Origin of the sequence: Catellatospora coxensis (genome assembly GCF_016862635.1) — a bacterium.
Classification (GTDB): domain Bacteria; phylum Actinomycetota; class Actinomycetes; order Mycobacteriales; family Micromonosporaceae; genus Catellatospora; species Catellatospora coxensis.
Genome location: NZ_BONI01000045.1, coordinates 21,363 through 36,326, shown reverse-complemented (window position 1 = coordinate 36,326; position 14,964 = coordinate 21,363). Strand labels below are relative to the sequence as shown.

The 14,964-nt window shown below is 72.1% G+C and carries 14 protein-coding genes; 7 read left to right on the top strand and 7 right to left on the bottom strand.

Annotated elements, in window-relative coordinates; genetic code table 11:
- The first annotated feature begins 47 nt into the window (after positions 1 to 47).
- Positions 48 to 428 carry a DUF2255 family protein gene (locus Cco03nite_RS24795; RefSeq protein WP_203694598.1) on the top strand — a complete coding sequence of 127 codons (381 nt, stop codon included), beginning with the start codon at positions 48 to 50 and terminating at the stop codon, positions 426 to 428.
- 2 nt (positions 429 to 430) lie between these two features.
- Here the strand turns inward: Cco03nite_RS24795 and Cco03nite_RS24790 are convergent, their stop codons facing one another.
- The 3 genes from Cco03nite_RS24790 to Cco03nite_RS24780 all read right to left on the bottom strand — a co-directional run bounded on the left by Cco03nite_RS24790 (position 431) and on the right by Cco03nite_RS24780 (position 2,127).
- Complete coding sequence (locus tag Cco03nite_RS24790; RefSeq protein WP_203694597.1) at positions 431 to 1,432, bottom strand: GNAT family N-acetyltransferase; 1,002 nt, start codon at positions 1,430 to 1,432, stop codon at positions 431 to 433.
- A complete protein-coding gene (locus Cco03nite_RS24785; RefSeq protein WP_203694596.1) occupies positions 1,429 to 1,662 on the bottom strand; it encodes a hypothetical protein in 234 nt (77 codons plus the stop codon). Before Cco03nite_RS24785 ends, Cco03nite_RS24790 begins: the two co-directional genes overlap by 4 nt.
- Before the next feature lie 153 nt (positions 1,663 to 1,815).
- Positions 1,816 to 2,127: an STAS domain-containing protein gene (locus tag Cco03nite_RS24780; protein WP_203694595.1), complete on the bottom strand. Its 312-nt coding sequence runs from the start codon at positions 2,125 to 2,127 to the stop codon at positions 1,816 to 1,818.
- Between the two features lie 163 nt (positions 2,128 to 2,290).
- Here Cco03nite_RS24780 and Cco03nite_RS24775 point away from each other — a divergent pair, with 163 nt between their 5' ends.
- The 3 genes from Cco03nite_RS24775 (at position 2,291) to Cco03nite_RS24765 (ending at position 6,707) form a co-directional block, all read left to right on the top strand.
- Positions 2,291 to 3,142, top strand: a complete 852-nt coding sequence (locus Cco03nite_RS24775; RefSeq protein WP_239167633.1) for a PHP domain-containing protein — start codon at positions 2,291 to 2,293, stop codon at positions 3,140 to 3,142.
- Between the two features lie 206 nt (positions 3,143 to 3,348).
- Positions 3,349 to 4,266, top strand: coding sequence for an NAD-dependent epimerase/dehydratase family protein (locus Cco03nite_RS24770; RefSeq protein WP_203694593.1), 918 nt, complete (start codon positions 3,349 to 3,351; stop codon positions 4,264 to 4,266).
- Between the two features lie 167 nt (positions 4,267 to 4,433).
- Positions 4,434 to 6,707 carry an ATP-binding protein gene (locus tag Cco03nite_RS24765; RefSeq protein ID WP_239167632.1) on the top strand — a complete coding sequence of 758 codons (2,274 nt, stop codon included), beginning with the start codon at positions 4,434 to 4,436 and terminating at the stop codon, positions 6,705 to 6,707.
- A gap of 69 nt (positions 6,708 to 6,776) precedes the next feature.
- Here the strand turns inward: Cco03nite_RS24765 and Cco03nite_RS24760 are convergent, their stop codons facing one another.
- Positions 6,777 to 7,763 carry a helix-turn-helix transcriptional regulator gene (locus tag Cco03nite_RS24760; protein ID WP_239167631.1) on the bottom strand — a complete coding sequence of 329 codons (987 nt, stop codon included), beginning with the start codon at positions 7,761 to 7,763 and terminating at the stop codon, positions 6,777 to 6,779.
- 91 nt (positions 7,764 to 7,854) lie between these two features.
- Here Cco03nite_RS24760 and Cco03nite_RS24755 point away from each other — a divergent pair, with 91 nt between their 5' ends.
- Positions 7,855 to 8,409: a mycothiol transferase gene (locus Cco03nite_RS24755; RefSeq protein ID WP_203694592.1), complete on the top strand. Its 555-nt coding sequence runs from the start codon at positions 7,855 to 7,857 to the stop codon at positions 8,407 to 8,409.
- Positions 8,410 to 8,470: 61 nt separating this feature from the next.
- Here Cco03nite_RS24755 and Cco03nite_RS24750 read toward each other — a convergent pair whose 3' ends face one another.
- From Cco03nite_RS24750 to Cco03nite_RS24740, 3 genes are all read right to left on the bottom strand, one after another.
- Positions 8,471 to 9,451 carry an alpha/beta hydrolase gene (locus Cco03nite_RS24750; RefSeq protein WP_203694591.1) on the bottom strand — a complete coding sequence of 327 codons (981 nt, stop codon included), beginning with the start codon at positions 9,449 to 9,451 and terminating at the stop codon, positions 8,471 to 8,473.
- Between the two features lie 16 nt (positions 9,452 to 9,467).
- Positions 9,468 to 11,030, bottom strand: a complete 1,563-nt coding sequence (locus tag Cco03nite_RS24745) for a glycoside hydrolase family 183 protein (RefSeq protein WP_203694590.1) — start codon at positions 11,028 to 11,030, stop codon at positions 9,468 to 9,470.
- A 77-nt stretch (positions 11,031 to 11,107) separates the two neighbouring features.
- Complete coding sequence (locus tag Cco03nite_RS24740) at positions 11,108 to 12,220, bottom strand: glycoside hydrolase family 172 protein (RefSeq protein WP_203694589.1); 1,113 nt, start codon at positions 12,218 to 12,220, stop codon at positions 11,108 to 11,110.
- Positions 12,221 to 12,405: 185 nt separating this feature from the next.
- On the opposite strand from Cco03nite_RS24740, the gene Cco03nite_RS24735 reads away from it, so the two are divergent.
- Both Cco03nite_RS24735 and Cco03nite_RS24730 read left to right on the top strand, forming a co-directional pair.
- Positions 12,406 to 13,377 (top strand): LacI family DNA-binding transcriptional regulator, encoded by a 972-nt coding sequence (locus Cco03nite_RS24735; protein WP_203694588.1) that lies wholly within the window; start codon positions 12,406 to 12,408, stop codon positions 13,375 to 13,377.
- Between the two features lie 68 nt (positions 13,378 to 13,445).
- Positions 13,446 to 14,954 (top strand): FGGY-family carbohydrate kinase, encoded by a 1,509-nt coding sequence (locus tag Cco03nite_RS24730; RefSeq protein WP_203694587.1) that lies wholly within the window; start codon positions 13,446 to 13,448, stop codon positions 14,952 to 14,954.
- Positions 14,955 to 14,964 lie beyond the last annotated feature (10 nt).

The window sequence follows — 14,964 nt, the reverse complement described above, 5'->3', positions numbered from 1 at the left end:
GGCCGTTCGACCACGGCAGGCGTCCGGCATCGGGAAGGAAGCATCCGATGACCACGACCTGGACCGCCAAGGAACTCGACCGCATCGGCGCCGCCGACGAGCTGGACATCGCCGCCCGGCGACGCGACGGCTCGCTGCGCGAGCCGACCACGATCTGGGTCGTCCGTAGCGGCGACGACCTGTACGTCAGGTCCTACCGGGGTCCCGAAGGCCGCTGGTACCGGGCTACGAAGACCCGCCACGAGGGCCACATCCGGGCGGCGGGCGTCGACCGGGACGTCGCCTTCGTCGACGAGCCCGACCCTGCCGTCAACGCCCGGATCGACGACGCCTACCGGACCAAGTACCACAGCCACGGAGCCGAGTACGTCGACCCGATGACGGCCGCGCCCGCCCGGACCACCACGACGAAGATCGTCCCCGCCTGAGGTCAGGGCGTCGGCAGGTCGCCGGACTCCAGGTAGCTTCCGGCCGACGCCAGCGCCAGGCAGGCGCGGATCCGCTTCGCCAGCCGCGGGACCATCAGCGTGTCCAGGTCGGCCACCGCGGCGAACCGCCAACCGCTGAGCTCGTCGGGCGCCGCCCGGATCGCCTCGGTCTGCGCGGCGGTGAGCTCGCCGCCGTCGAAGACGAACATCAGGGCGCCGTCCCAGTGCGGCCGCGGCGGCGTCCAGTCGACGGCCAGCAGCCCGCCGACCGGCAGGTCGACCCCGAGTTCCTCGCGGACCTCGCGGCGGCAGGCCTGCAGCGGCGACTCGCCCGCCTCCAGCGCCCCGCCCGGGATCTCCGCGGTGTCCTTGTACGTCGGCTGGACGATCAGCACCCGCCCCTGCCCGTCCCGGTACAGCACACCCGCCGCGACCCGCACCCGGGTGAGTCCGGCGACGTACTGCGGGTCGGGCGCCTGATCGGCGTCGTCGACGACCGCCGGTGCGACGGCGGCCTCGTCGGCCGGTGCCGGGTCCAGTGCTTTTGCCATCTGCTGCGCCATCACGGTGAAGCCCAGGCTCTCGTACAGGCCGATGGCCCGGGTGTTGCCGCCGAACACGTTGAGGCCGAGCCGGGTGACGTCCTGGCCGCGCAGCTCGTGCTCCAGAGCCCGGATCATCGCCCGGGCGTGGCCTCGGCCCTGGTGCTCCGGATCGACCTCGATGTTGTGCAGCCAGGCCATCTCAGGACGGGTCGGCGCGCCCGGCAGCATCGCCCACAGCCAGCCGACCTGGACGCCGTCCACCTGCGCGGATCGCAGGATCGCCAGCTCGCTGTCCAGCCCTCGCGGCAGGACCACCTCCATCTGCCGGCGCGCCTCGGCCTCGGCGTCGGCGGCAGCCATGCCCTTCTCCCGCTCCAGGTTGCCGGCATAACGACGGCGCAGCATCGCGGCGCGCCGCTCGAAGTCGGGACCCGACATGGGCATCAGCACCAGATTCATACGTTTCCTCGTCGACGGGGGCCTCGCCAGCCGGCCCGGTGCTCGGCCGCCGCGTGCCACCAGGCCGGCGGCGACGGGCCGGTCACCCGAGCGGACGGCTGATCCGGGTGCAGTCCAAGGGTCCACAGCTCGCCGGCTCGGACGCGGATGTCGTACCAGCCGCGCCAGCGACCGTCCCGGTCGGGCCCGCAGGCCAGGCCGACCCGCACCGCGTCCTCAGCCAGCGGCATCCAGTCGATGCCGCGCTCACGCAGTCAAGCCCGCACGGCGGCGCCAGGCCGCACGCACCCCGGGGCGTTCTCGTAGGCGGCGATGCTGACCCACTCGTCGCTCGGCGCTGTCATGCCGACCATGATCGCACACACCGGCGCCCGCGTACGGCCTCAGGACAGGTCGAGGTGGTCGGCCACCCCGGCGACCTGGAAGACCCGCCGTACCCACGGCTGCACGTTGACGCACCGCAGCCGGATGCCCTGCTCGCGCGCGTACGCGTCCGCCCGCACCAGCCCCGCGATACCCATGGAGTCGAGAAACCGGGTGTCGGACAGGTCGACCTCGACGACCTCGCAGCCCGACGTGTCGATCGCCGCGCGCAGCCACGCGGTGACCGATTCGACCTCCGACATGTCGACGTCCCCGGCCAGCCGAACGGTGCAGACGCCGCCGTCGACGACCGTGGCATGGGTGACTCGCATCGGCGCGGCCTCCTTCGCGCTGACCGGCGGCAACTCTCGCGTCCAGTACCCGCCCGATCGTCCGGCCAAACGCCTGGAACGGGACTCGGCCGGGGCGGCGCGCGCAGCGAAGTCTGTATATCGTTGCCCGAGCCACGCAGCAGGGCCAAAATCGGGGGAAGCGGTGGGTTTCGTAACGTTGCCTGCGGACGGCCACCTGCACAGCGAGTGGTCCTGGGACGCCGAGAAGGGCTCGATGGCGGGCTCCTGCGCGCGGGCGGTGGAACTCGGCCTGCCCGCGATCGCCTTCACCGAGCACCTGGACCACACGGTCTGGACGGTCCCGCTCGACACCATCAGGCCGGGTGGGCGCATGGCGACCCTCACCGGACCGGACGGGCTGCTCACTCCCCCGGTGTTCGATGTGGCGGGCTACCTGGAGGCCGTCGAGTCGTGTCGGGAACGGTTTCCGAGCCTGCGGATCCTGAGCGGCCTGGAGATGGGCGAGCCGCACTGGCACGCGGCAGCGGCCGCGAAGGTGCTCGCCGCCGGGCGGTTCGACCGCGTGCTCGGCTCCGTGCACTGCCTCACCGACGGGGACGGGTTCACCGAGCCGCCGGGCCTCCTCCGGCGCCGGACCGCAGACCAGGTCGTCCGGGACTACCTGGCCGAGGTCGCCAGGATGGCCGCCGGAAGCGACGTGTTCTCGGTGCTGGCCCACATCGACTACCCCGTCCGGTACTGGCCCGCGCAGGCCGGGCCGTTCGATCCGGCCGCCTTCGAGGAGGAGTTCCGGCACGCGCTGCGGGTGCTGGCCGGCAGCGGCCGGGCGCTGGAGGTGAACACGAAGGTGCCGCTGCATCCGGAGGTCGTGCGCTGGTGGCGGCAGGAGGGCGGGCGGGCGGTCACGTTCGGCAGCGACGCCCACGACCCGACCGGGCTGGCGTTCGGGTTCGGCCCGGCGGTGCACATGGTGGAGGCGCACGGTTTCCGGCCCGGACGCCACCCGTACGACTTCTGGACCTGTACCCGCTGACCGAAAGCCGAAACGGCTCGACAGGCCCGCCCCGGATCGGTTCAATCAGGACCGTGAACGGCTTCGACGCCTGGCCGGCGTACCTGTTCGACGAGCCGCAGGAGCCGCGCGACTACGCCCTCGCCGCCCGCACCGGCCACGTCATGTGAACCGGCCCGCTGATCTCACGGTTTGTTCCAGCCCGATCCAACGTGGACGATGCGATCGTGAGAATTCTCGTGGTGGGTGGCACCGGCCTGATCGGCGCGCATGTGGTGGAGGTGCTGGGCGAGCGCGGCCATGCCGTGACCACGGTGGCGCGGTCGGGGGACGTCGACCATGTCCTCGATGCCGGGTCGGCGCAGGTCGAGGACCTGCGGCCGCTGCTGGCCGGGCACGACGGCGTGGTGTACGCGGCCCGCACGGACGAGCAGCGGCCACTGCGCAAGCCGATCCATCCGGCGTTCCGCCGGGACATGGTCGATCCGGTGGTACGCCTGTTCATGGCCGCCCGTGCGGAGGGACTCACCCGAGGCGTCGTCATGGGCTCGTACTACACCTATTTCGACCGGTTGCACCCGCAGTGGCGGCTGACCGAGCGCCACACCTACATCCGCAGCCGGGTGGAGCAGGCCCGCGAGGGGCGGGCGGCCGCCGGGCCGTCCCTGCCGGTCGCGGTGCTGGAGCTGCCGTTCGTCTTCGGCCGGGCCGGTGACCGCCTGCCGAACTGGGCCGGTCCGCTCGACGGCTGGGCCAGGTCGCGCGCGCCGCTGGCCGCGCCGATCGGCGGGACCGCCGCGACCTCGGCGCGCCACGTGGCCGAGGTCGCGGCCGACGCGCTGGAACAGGCCAGCGGCGAGGACATCCCGGTCGCCGACGAGAACCTCACCTGGCACGACATGATCTCCCGGATCGCCGAGGCGGTCGGCCGGGGCCGCCGCGTCCGCCGCCTGCCCGCCGGCTTGGTGCGGGCCGCCCTGCGCTCCGGCGGCGCGCTGCAGTCCCTCGGCGGCAAGGAGTCGGGCATCAACCCGGCCCACTTCTCCGGCCTGCTGCTCGCCCGCCTGTTCATCGAACCCGTGTCCGGCCGGTCGTTGGACACCGCGCTGCGCGAGACGTTCACCGAGGCGACATCGGCGCGCTAGTGCTCAGCTGATCCGTCGCCCTCCGTGGACGCCAGATCGGAGCCGAACGCGAGACGGCAGTTCGACAGATCACCCGACTCCCGATGCCATCTATCGGACGATCAGGCATCATGCTGTGGGTGTCGGGTTGAAGATCGATTCCGGGCTCGCGCGCTTATGATGTTCGGGTGACGGGCCCGAGGTCATTGTTCGGCGACCGACTGCGGGCCCTGCGCCGGTCCGCTGGGTTGACCATGGAGCAACTCGCCGAGGCGTCGGGGGTCAGTTCCCGGGCCATCTCGGACATGGAACGCGGGTACAGCCGGGCGCCGCAGGCCCGCACCCTCGCCGCCCTCGCCGACGGTCTGCGCGTGACCGGTGACGACCGCGCCGTCTTGATGGCGGCGGCGGAGCAGGCCCGTTCTCCCAGCGCCGCCGGTCGGCCCCGGCTGGGTGACCTGCCCCGTGGGGTCACCGACTTCGTCGGCCGGGCCGAGGAACTCGCCATCGTCCGCAAAGCCGCGAAGCTGGCGTCGAGTGGCGACGGGCCGCCGCCGGTGGTCGTGGTGCACGGGCAGCCGGGTCTGGGCAAGACGGCGTTCGCAGTGCGGGCTGCCGAGGAGCTGGGTGACAGCTTTCCCGACGGGCGTCTGTACGTCGACCTGCGAGGCGTCGATCCGTCGCCGGTCGCGGTCGGCGAGGTGCTGCTGCGCCTGTTGCGCGCACTCGACGTCAGCGCGGGCCGGATCGCCACCGGCGACGATGACCGCTCCGCGCAACTGCGCACGCTGCTGCGCGACAGGCGATGCCTGCTGGTGCTCGACAACGCCAGGTCCGAGGACCAGGTCCGGCCGCTGCTGCCCGCCGGTGGACGGTGCCTGGTCATCGTGACGAGCCGGCGAGCGCTCGGCGGCCTGGAGGGTGTCCTGCGGATCGAGCTGCCGCTGCTGGCCGGGTTCGAGTCCGCCGGCCTGCTGAGCGCGATCGCCGCGCAGGCCGCGGATCCGGCCGTGGCCGACCAGGTGCAGACGTTGTCACGGCTGTGTGGGCACCTGCCGTTGGCGCTGCGGATCGCCGGGACCCGGCTGGCCGGACGTCCGCAATGGACCGTCGAGAACATGATCGCGCGGCTCGCCGGCGCCGACCGCAGGCTCGCCGCGCTGGCGGCAGGCGACACCGGGGTCGGAACCGCGTTCGCCCTGTCCTACGCCCAGCTGCCCGCACCGGCCGCCACGTTGTTTCGCCGCCTCGCCCACGTGCCGGGCGCCGATTTCGCCGCGCCGCTGGCGGCGGTGCTCACCGAGACCACGCCGGCCGACGCCGAGGACCACCTCGACGAGCTGGTCGAGTTCGGACTGCTGCAACCTGAGGGCGTCGACCGGTACCGGTTCCACGATCTGATCCGCCTGTTCGCCGATGAGCGACTGCGGACCGACGAATCACCCGAGACCCGGGACGCCGCGATCGAACGTATGACGACCTGGCTGCTGGAGACCGCGATCGTCGCCGGCCGGTGGTACGACCCGGACTACGCCGCGCTGCCCGACGGCTGGGCCGGGCTGGTGCCGCTGACCAGCTTGGAGGAGGCCGGCGCCTGGCTGCGGGCCGAGACCGACAACTGGCTGCAGGCGCTGCGCGTCGCCGCCGCGCAGGGCAGCCACCAACTCGTCGTCGATGCCGTCCGGGCGATGGGCTACTACTCCGATGAAACCCGCCCATGGTCGGGCTGGATCGAGGTGTTGAAGTTGTCCAGTACCGCGGCGGCGGCCCTGCCCGACCGATGGCAGCTGGTGGGGCACATCAACAACTACGCGTGGGCGCTGATGGCGTGCGGTGGCCGGGCCGGTGAGTCCGCCGAAGTCGCGATGCAGGGATACCGGTTGGCCGAAGAGGTCGGCAACCTCCAGGCACAGGGGCTGGCGATGCAGTTCGCCGCCACGGCGTGGCGGAACCTGGGCCGGCTCGACGACGCGTTGCGGGCCCACCGCGAGGCATACCAGCTGAGCGACCGAGCCGGAAACCACATCGGGTACCTGTGGCAGTCGGTGGCATACGCATACACCCTCCAGATGGCGGACCGTTACGATGAGGCCATCGACACCTGCCGGCAGACGCTGGTCGAGGTGGATCGCCGGCCAGTGCCGCCGCGCCAGGCTCTCATCACCCGATCGCGTGCGCTGACCGCCATGACCATTGCCCACTGCGCCCTGGAACAGTGGGCCGAGTGCCTGCACACGGGTACGCTGGCGCTCCCGTTGGTCACCGAAATCAAGCAACCCGAAGATCTGGGCCGCATTCACATCGCCATGGGTAGAGCTCGCGCCGCCCTCGACCACACCGCCCAGGCCCGAACCGACCTCGCCCGCGGCGTAGAGCTGCTCGAAGCGAACGTAGCCCCCGGAAATACGCTCGACATGGGCTACCTGGCGCAGGCCCGCCAGACCCTGGCCGACCTGGGCTGATCGCGGAAAGCGAGCAGCGGGCGTCCCGAATTCGCGTAAAACCCGGCTGGCCAGGTCAAGAGGTCTCGCCTAGCCCGAGGGCGGGGCTGCGTCGGTGGGCGTGTCCTCGACCGCGGCGAGCAGCCGTCGGCCGAGCGCCTGTGCGGTGTGGCGGATCTCCGGGCCGCCGAGGATGCGGAACGCGACCGGCAGGGCGGTGAGCTGTTCGGCGTACCACCAGGGGTTGCTGGTCGTGCCGGTCAGGCGGCAGGTGTCGGCGTCGGCCGGTTCGAGGCGGCCGAGGTTGCGTGACACGTGGCGGGCGACGGTGTCCAGCGGCGCCTCGATGATCACCTCGACGGAGTAATCCCAGCCGACCGCGAGATGTTCCTCCAGCGTGGCGACCGGGTCGAGGTCGGCCGGTGGGACGAAGGTCTCGGCGAGCAGGTCGAGACCGCGTACCCGGTCGATGCGGTACGCGCGGCGGCCGTCGGAGGTGTGCGACCAGCACAGCAGGTACCAGCGGCTGTGCCGCACGACGACCGCCCACGGGTCGACGTCGAGGTCCCGCTCCACGCCGGCCTCGGACCGGTAGCGCAGGCGCACACGGCGGTGCTCCGAACTCGCGCGCACGAGTTCCGTGGTGGTCTGCGGGTCGGGCCGGGCGGCGCCGCGGTCGGGCGCCGGCGCGGTGGCCCGGCGGACCGCCTCGGCCTGGGCGGCCACCGGTTCCGGCAGCGCCCGCACGATCTTGCCGAGCGCGCTGCCGACGGCGCTGGTCGGGTCCCCGGCGTCGTGGTGGCCGTCGAGGACCGCCATGACCAGGCCGAGCGCTTCGGTCGCGCTGAACACCAGCGGCGGCAGGCGCAGCCCGCGGCCCACCCGGTAGCCGCCGTACGGGCCGCGCACGGACTCGATCGGGATACCCGCCTCGCGCAGGATGCCGACGTAGCGCCGGGCCGCCCGCTCGGACACGCCCAGCTTGTCGGCGAGCCGGTCGGCGGTGATGCCGGGACTGGCCTGGACGAGTTCCAGCGCCATCAGCGCCCGTGCGGTGGGACTCGCCTCGGGTGTCACATGCCGTCCTTCCTGCGCGATGCCGCGCCCTCGCGGCCGCTTCGCCGGTTCCGGAAGCAAAACGTCCGGAACTGAATCTAGCCTTCTCGCCATGACTGACGACATCGTCCTCGACACGACGATCAGCGAGCCGTCCATGACGGCCGGCGAGGTCGAGATGCTGCTGTTCGCCCTCGACCGCTCGCGTGCCACGTTCGCCTGGAAGTGCGGCGGGCTGGACGCGGCGGGCCTGAACCGCACCCAGCCGCCGTCCACGCTGACCCTCGCCGGCCTGCTCAAACACATGGCGGCGGTCGAGGAGCGTTACACGATCGACTTCACCGGCGAGGCCCCCGGCCCGCCGCTGAACGTGCCGGAGGCGGCCGACCCGGCCTGGGTCTGGCACAGCGCGGCCGGCGACACGCCCGCCGAGCTGTACGCACTGTGGCAAGGTGCGGTCGACCGCTCGCGGGCGGCGTTGGGCAAGGCCCTGCCCGACGGGGGGCTCGATCAGCCCGCCAAGTACACGGCGGCGGCCGACGGCACACGGCCGAACCTGCGCCGCATCGTCGTGGACCTGCATGACGAGTACGCCCGCCACGTCGGACACGCTGACCTGCTCCGCGAGGCCGTCGACGGCCTGACCGGCGAGGACCCGCCGCAGTGAAGGCGGAACGGGGGCGAACCCGGCAGGCACCGCGTGAGGTCGGTGCCTGCCGGGTTCGGGTTCAGCCGGCGCGGCGCAGGCGGGCGAGCATGCCGTCGAGGTCGCGCAGGAACATGTCGTGGCGGAAGTAGTGGCCGCCGGGACGCTCGTGCCACTCGTGCGGGATGCCGGCCTGGCCGAGCGCGGCGCGGAACTCGCGCTGCCCGGCCAGGACCTGCGTCTCGTTGGCGGAGTCGAACCAGTTGACCGGGTCCGGTGAGGTGCCGGCCACCAGGAAGATCCGCTTGTTGTGGTAGCTGGGGACGCGCTGCATCGGGTTGTCGGCGCTGACCCGCGCCTCGTCCCACAGCGGCGCGCCGTAGACGGTGCCGCCGCCGAGGTCGAGCGCGGCGGAGGTGGCGTTGGCCCAGTGCACCACCAGGCCGAAGTCGCGGCGCAGGCTGGCCGGGCCGGAGTGGGCGCTGACGGAGCAGAAGTGGCCGTAGTACTTCGCGGTGTACTTCAGCGCCCCGAAGCCGCCCATGGAGAAGCCCGCCACGGCGCGGCCGTCGTACTCGGCGAAGGTGCGGAAGTTCGCCTCCACCCAGGGCAGCAGCTGCCCGATGTGGAAGGTCTCCCAGTTCCGTGGCCCGGCCAGGGTGCTGACCGGGTTGCTGTACCAGCCGGTGGACGCGTCGGGCATGACGACGATCAGTTCCCGGCCCGCGGTCAGGTTGACGATGTTGTCCTGCAGGTGGAAGGTGCGGAAATCCGCTCCCCCGCCGCCGTGCAGCAGGAACAGGATCGGGTATCGCTTGCCGCTGGTGTGGTAACCGTCCGGAAGCAGGATGTTGACCGCCGGATCCCACTCGATCGCGTCGGTGGCGAAGCGGTAGTACTGCAGCCGTCCGCCGTTCTCGTTGCGGTCGACGATGCGCAGGCCGAAACCGTCGCCCGCGGCCTGGGCGGGCGCGCCGGAGAACAGGCTCGCGGCGACGCCGGCCGCCGCGGCCCCGGTGAGCAGCCGCCGGCGGCTGAGGGTGCGGGAGGTGTGCTGGTCCATGATCGCTCCGGCCGGGTCAGACGCGGGTGAGGGAGAAGTCGTCGAGCTGGATCCAGATGTCGCCGTGGTCGGTCCAGACGCCGCCGAATACGGTGACGGCGGTACGCGAGCCGCTGTTGAAGTTCACGGTGAACCGGGTCCACGCCCCGACGGCGCGGAAGTTGGCCTCGGCGATGACGACGTCGTTGGTGCCGCGTACGCCGAAGAAGCCGTTGTCGCTGTTCGGCGAGGTGCGCAGGAAGCCGCTGAGCTGGTAGTTGGTGTTCGCGGTGACGGGCACGGTCTGGTGCAGGTCGTGCCAGCCGCTGTTGTAGCGGGCGTAGCCGTTGCGTACGCCGGTGTAGCCCCAGTAGCCGTTGTCGAGGCCGCAGTTGCCCTTGCAGGCCCAGAAGCCGCCGGTGCCGCTGCCGTTGAGCGCGCCGCGTTCGAAGCTCGGGTCGCCCATCAGGTTCGGGTCGATGATCTGCCCGGCGGTGTTGATCCGGATCTTCATCAGGTACACGTTGTAGGGGTCCCACTGCGACATCGCGAAGTAGATGTTGCCGCCGGAGCTCCACGGGTGGATGTAGCCGCCGTACAGACCCGGGTAGTCGGCGGAGCCGGCGACGGTCTGCGCGCCGCTCCACGGGCCGGTGGGGCTGGTCGCGGTGCGCAGGATGATGTCCTCGCCGGACAGGTACATCATCAGCCAGCGGCCGCTGTAGGCGTCGTAGCGCACGGACAGCTCGGCGGCGGGCGCGCCGACGATCGGGGTGGCGGCGGCGAGGTTGTTGGTCACCCAGGCGCCGCCGTTCCAGTACTGCCAGGCGCTCTGGGTCAGGATCTGGGCCTCGGGCACGCGGGCGAGCCGGATGCTGCCGCTGCGGCCGCTCGGGGTGCCGAAGACGTACAGGTAGCCGTCGCGGCGCTCGAACGCGTGCATCTGGAACTGGTCGGTGAACGACGGGTTGTTCCAGACCGGGGTGTTCGTGGTGGACCACGTGTTGCCGTTGTCGTCGGAGTAGGCGAGCTTGGCGTAGTTCGTGGTCCACTGGCCGGGCACGCCCCAGTGGCGCACCGACATGAACGACACGTACTGCCGGTTGCCGACGGCGATGCCCGCGGTGGGGATCTTGGTGACCTCGCCGGTGTTGTCGGGCTGGTGCAGGCCGGGCAGGATCTCCCGGGCCCGCCCGTCGGCGGCGGTGACGGCGCTGGCGAACGACATGCCGTCGGCGAGGTTGGTGTCGGTGGAGCGCAGCAGCACGTTGCTGCGCCAGTTCAGGTCGCCGGCGCCGAACGCGCCGCCGCCGGGGCCGATCCAGGCGTCGCCGAAGGTGTCGCCGAACAGGGCCATGGTCTGGCCGGCGTTGTTGTCCCACAGGATGCCGAGGTCGGTGGCCTTGAGGTTCCAGCGGCCGTAGGTGTTGTTCGGCGAGCCGACGCCGGTGATCTTCTGGATGACGGTCGCCGGGGTGTGCGCGGAGGTGGCGGCGGCGGGCGCGACGGCGACGAAGCCGGTCGCGGCCACGGTGCCGAGCGTCAGGGCGACGCCGGCGAGGATACGCGGGATGGATCTGAGTCCGTTGTGCGGGTGCATGTGCGGTTCTCCTTCCCTGTCGCGGGCACGGCAAGCCGCCGGGTGCGGCCTGCCGTCCCGGTGAAACGTGGTGCCGGTCAGTCCGGCATGCGCGGTGGCTGCGCCCCCAGGTCCGGCACGGGGGCCGACCCCAGATGGACCTCCAGGTCGTCGGCGCTGGGCGTGCGCGGGCGGCGCGCCGTGGGCCGGTCGAGGTAGAACAGGGCCGTCGAGGCGATGTCGTCGCGCAGCGGCAGGTAGCGCCACCCGGAGCGCCAGCCCAGCGCCTGGATGTCGACGCGCAGCCGCTGCGCGAAGTGGATCGGGTCGGGCAGGTGCCAGCGGTACATGCCGAAGCGCTGCTGGCTGACGTAGAGCCCGTCGGGGCGGATCACCTGCGGCATGCCCAGGTACGGCGTGGAGTAGGCGGTGTAGCCCTTGCCGGGCACGTCGAAGTTCCACGCGCCGCCGAAGTAGTCCTCGGTGCCGGTGCCGCAGATGGTCGGGTAGTCCTCGTCGTCGTCGAGGTAGAACTTGATCTCGCCCTCGCCCCACCAGCCGTTGCTGTTGACGCCCCAGGCCAGGTAGGTGCCGACGTAGTGGCCGCTGCCCTCGACGCCGTCGACCAGCACGTGCGTCTTGAGGTGTTCGAGGGGGTTGCTGCGCCGCCACTGGGCGTGCAGGTAGCCCAGGCCCGAGTAGTCGCCGCCGATCTCGTAGGTGATCTGGTAGTAGACCCGGACGCTGACCGTGGACAGGTTCTCCACGGTCAGGCGGGCGCCGTCGGTGAACGGCATCGGCCAGTACGAGTTGAATCCCCCGTGCGGGTTGGCGGCGATGACCTGCGAGTCGACCTGGGCGAAATCGCCCCAGCCGCTGCAGAAGAAGTCCCCGTAGGGAACCTCGATCGCGGGCTCCTCGCTGCCGTCCCAGTACGCTCGCAGCAGCAGGGTGCGCCAGTTGTCCTTGTGCGTGGTGATCCAGATGTGCGTGATCTTGCCGGGGCCCTGGATGTTGGCCAGGTCGAAGGTCTCCCCGGCGGCGATGTCGACGCTGGGCGAGATCTTCCAGCCGGGGCCGAGGTCGCGGGCGCACGCCGCGCCGGTGCCCTCGGTCGCCCGGCCCCCGCCGCCTGCCGATCCGTCGAAGTTCTCCGGGCTGATCGAGCGGGTCTGCACGGCCCTCAGCCGTGCGATCGTACTGAGGTCCACGGTGACCACTAGCTCTCCTCGACGATTCGGGGCAGGGTCGACGGGCGCGGTGGAGTGCACCGGCCTGGAATCGATTTCATTAAGGTAGGGTGAGGCGGCTATCGTGTCAACGGGTCGCCGACGCCCCAAGCCCTGACGCCCCACAGCTCCACCGGCGGGACGGCCGGCCGATCGATGAGGAAGCGATGCCAACGATCTACGAGGTCGCCGCCGCGGCCGGGGTCTCTCCCGCCACCGTCTCGCGCGTGTTCAACGGCGCCAACGTGTCCCCCGAGAAGGCCGAGGCCGTGCGCAAGGCGGCCAAGGCGCTCGCGTTCACCCCGAGCCGCACCGCGCGCACCCTGCGGCTGCAGAGCTCCGAGGTGATCGCTCTGGTCATCCCGGACATCGAGAACCCGTTCTTCACCGCGCTGGCCCGCGGCGTCGAGGACGTCGCCCGCGCGGCCGGATACTCGGTGGTGCTGTGCAACACCGACGAGGACCACGACACCGAGCTGCGCTACCTCGACGTCGCGCTGAGCGCCAACATGGCCGGCGTGATCATCGCGGCGGCCGGCGGCAACAGCGACCTGAGCGGCCTGATCGCGCGCAAGTGCCCGGTCGTGGCGGTCGACCGCAGCCCGCACGGCGTGGACGTGGACGCGGTCATCGTCGACAACCGGGCGGGCGGCCGGGCCGCCACGCAGGCCCTGGTGGAGCAGGGTTTCCAGCGCATCGCCTGCATCACCGGCCCGAGCGACGTCGAGACCGCCACGCAGCGCGCCGACGGCTGGCGCGACGCGGTCACGGCCGCGCGCCCGACCGACGACCGCTACCTGCGCTACGCCGACTTCCGCGTCGAGGGCGGCGCGGCGGCCATGAGTGAACTGCTCGCGCTGCCCGAGCCGCCCGACGCGGTGTTCGTGGCCAACAACCTGATGAGCGTCGGCGCCCTGCGGGTGCTGTCCGAGCAGGGCAAACTGCCCCCCGCCACGGGGGTGGCGGTCTTCGGCGACCTGCCGTTCCTGCCGCTGGTGCCGATCCCGATCACGGTGGTGCACATGCCCGCCCGGCACCTGGGCACCACCGCCGCGAAACTGCTGCTGGAACGCATCACCGGCGACGACCAGCCGGCCCGCACCATCGTGCTGCGCAACCAGCTGACGCCCGTCGGCTGAGACCTCCCGGCAACGCCGCGGCGGTGCCGGTGCTTGACGGTGAAATCGATTTCTGACAGGGTACGGGCATGTTGAGGCAAGCCTGTGTCCTCGGCGTCGACATCGGAACGTCGAGCAGCAAGGGCGTGCTCGTCACGCTCGACGGCACGATCGTCGCCACCGCCACCCGTGAGCACGAGGTGCTCCGGCCCGCGCCCGGTCACGTCGAGATGGACGCCCACGTCTGGTGGGACGAGGCTGCCGGCATCATCCGCGAGCTGCTGGCCGCGCCCGGCGCCCCCGAGCCGGGGCAGGTGCGGTCGGTCGGCGTGAGCGGCATGGGCCCCTGTGTGCTGGTCACCGACCTGGCGGGTGAGCCGCGCCGTCCCGCGGTCCTGTATGGAATCGATACCCGCGCCACCGCGCAGATCGAGCGGCTGACCGAGCGGCTCGGCGGCGCGGACGCGATCCGCGAGCGCTGCGGCTCGTCGCTGAGCACGCAGGCGGTCGGGCCGAAGCTGGCCTGGCTGGCCGAGCACGAGCCGCAGGCCGTCGCCGGGGACTGGCGGCTGTTCCAGCCCAGCACCTGGCTCGGCTGGAAGCTGACCGGCGCCTACTACCTCGACCACCACTCGGCCAGCCAGTGCACCCCGATGTACGACGCGGGCGCGCAGGGCTGGCACGGCCCGTGGGCGGCCGAGGTCGCCGCGGGGGCGCAGCTGCCGCCGCTGGTGTGGCCGGGCGACATCGTCGGCGGGGTGTCGGCGCAGGCCGCCGCCGAGACCGGGCTCGAAGCCGGGACGCCCGTGATCGCGGGCACCATCGACGCGTGGTCGGAGGCGATCAGCGTCGGCGCACACCAGGTCGGCGACCTGATGCTGATGTACGGCACCACGATGTTCCTCATCAACACCGTGGACAAGCCGCTGACCTCGCCGACGCTGTGGGGCACGGTCGGCGCGCTGCCCGGCACCCGCAACCTCGCCGGGGGCATGGCCACCTCGGGCGCGATCACAGGCTGGCTGCGCGAGCTGTTCGGCTCGCCGGGCTACCCGGAGCTGCTGGCGCTGGCCGACGCGGCCGGGCCGGGCGCGCACGGGCTGCTCCTGCTGCCGTACTTCGCCGGGGAGCGCACCCCGATCGCCGACCCCGACGCGCGCGGGGTGCTGGCCGGGCTCACCGTCGCGCACACCCGCGGCGACCTGTACCGGGCGGCGCTGGAGGCGACGGCGTTCGGCGTACGGCACAACGTGGCCGCGATCGAGCAGGCGGGCGGGCAGGTCGAGCGGATCGTGGCCGTCGGCGGTGGCGCGCAGGGCAGCCTGTGGACCCAGATCGTGTCCGATGTGACCGGCCTGCCGCAGGCCATCCCGGCCAAGACGATCGGGGCGGCGTTCGGGGCGGCGTTCCTGGCCGCGGGCGCGGTCGGCGAGCCCGACATCGGCGAGTGGAACCCGATCGTCGAGACGCGCACGCCGCGGCCGTCGGTCCGCGCCGACTACGACGAGCTTTACGCGCTCTACCTCGACCTGTATCCGGCGACCGCGCCGACCGTGCACGCCCTCGCCGCCCGCGAACGCCGGCCCGCCGACCGCTGAACACCCCTGC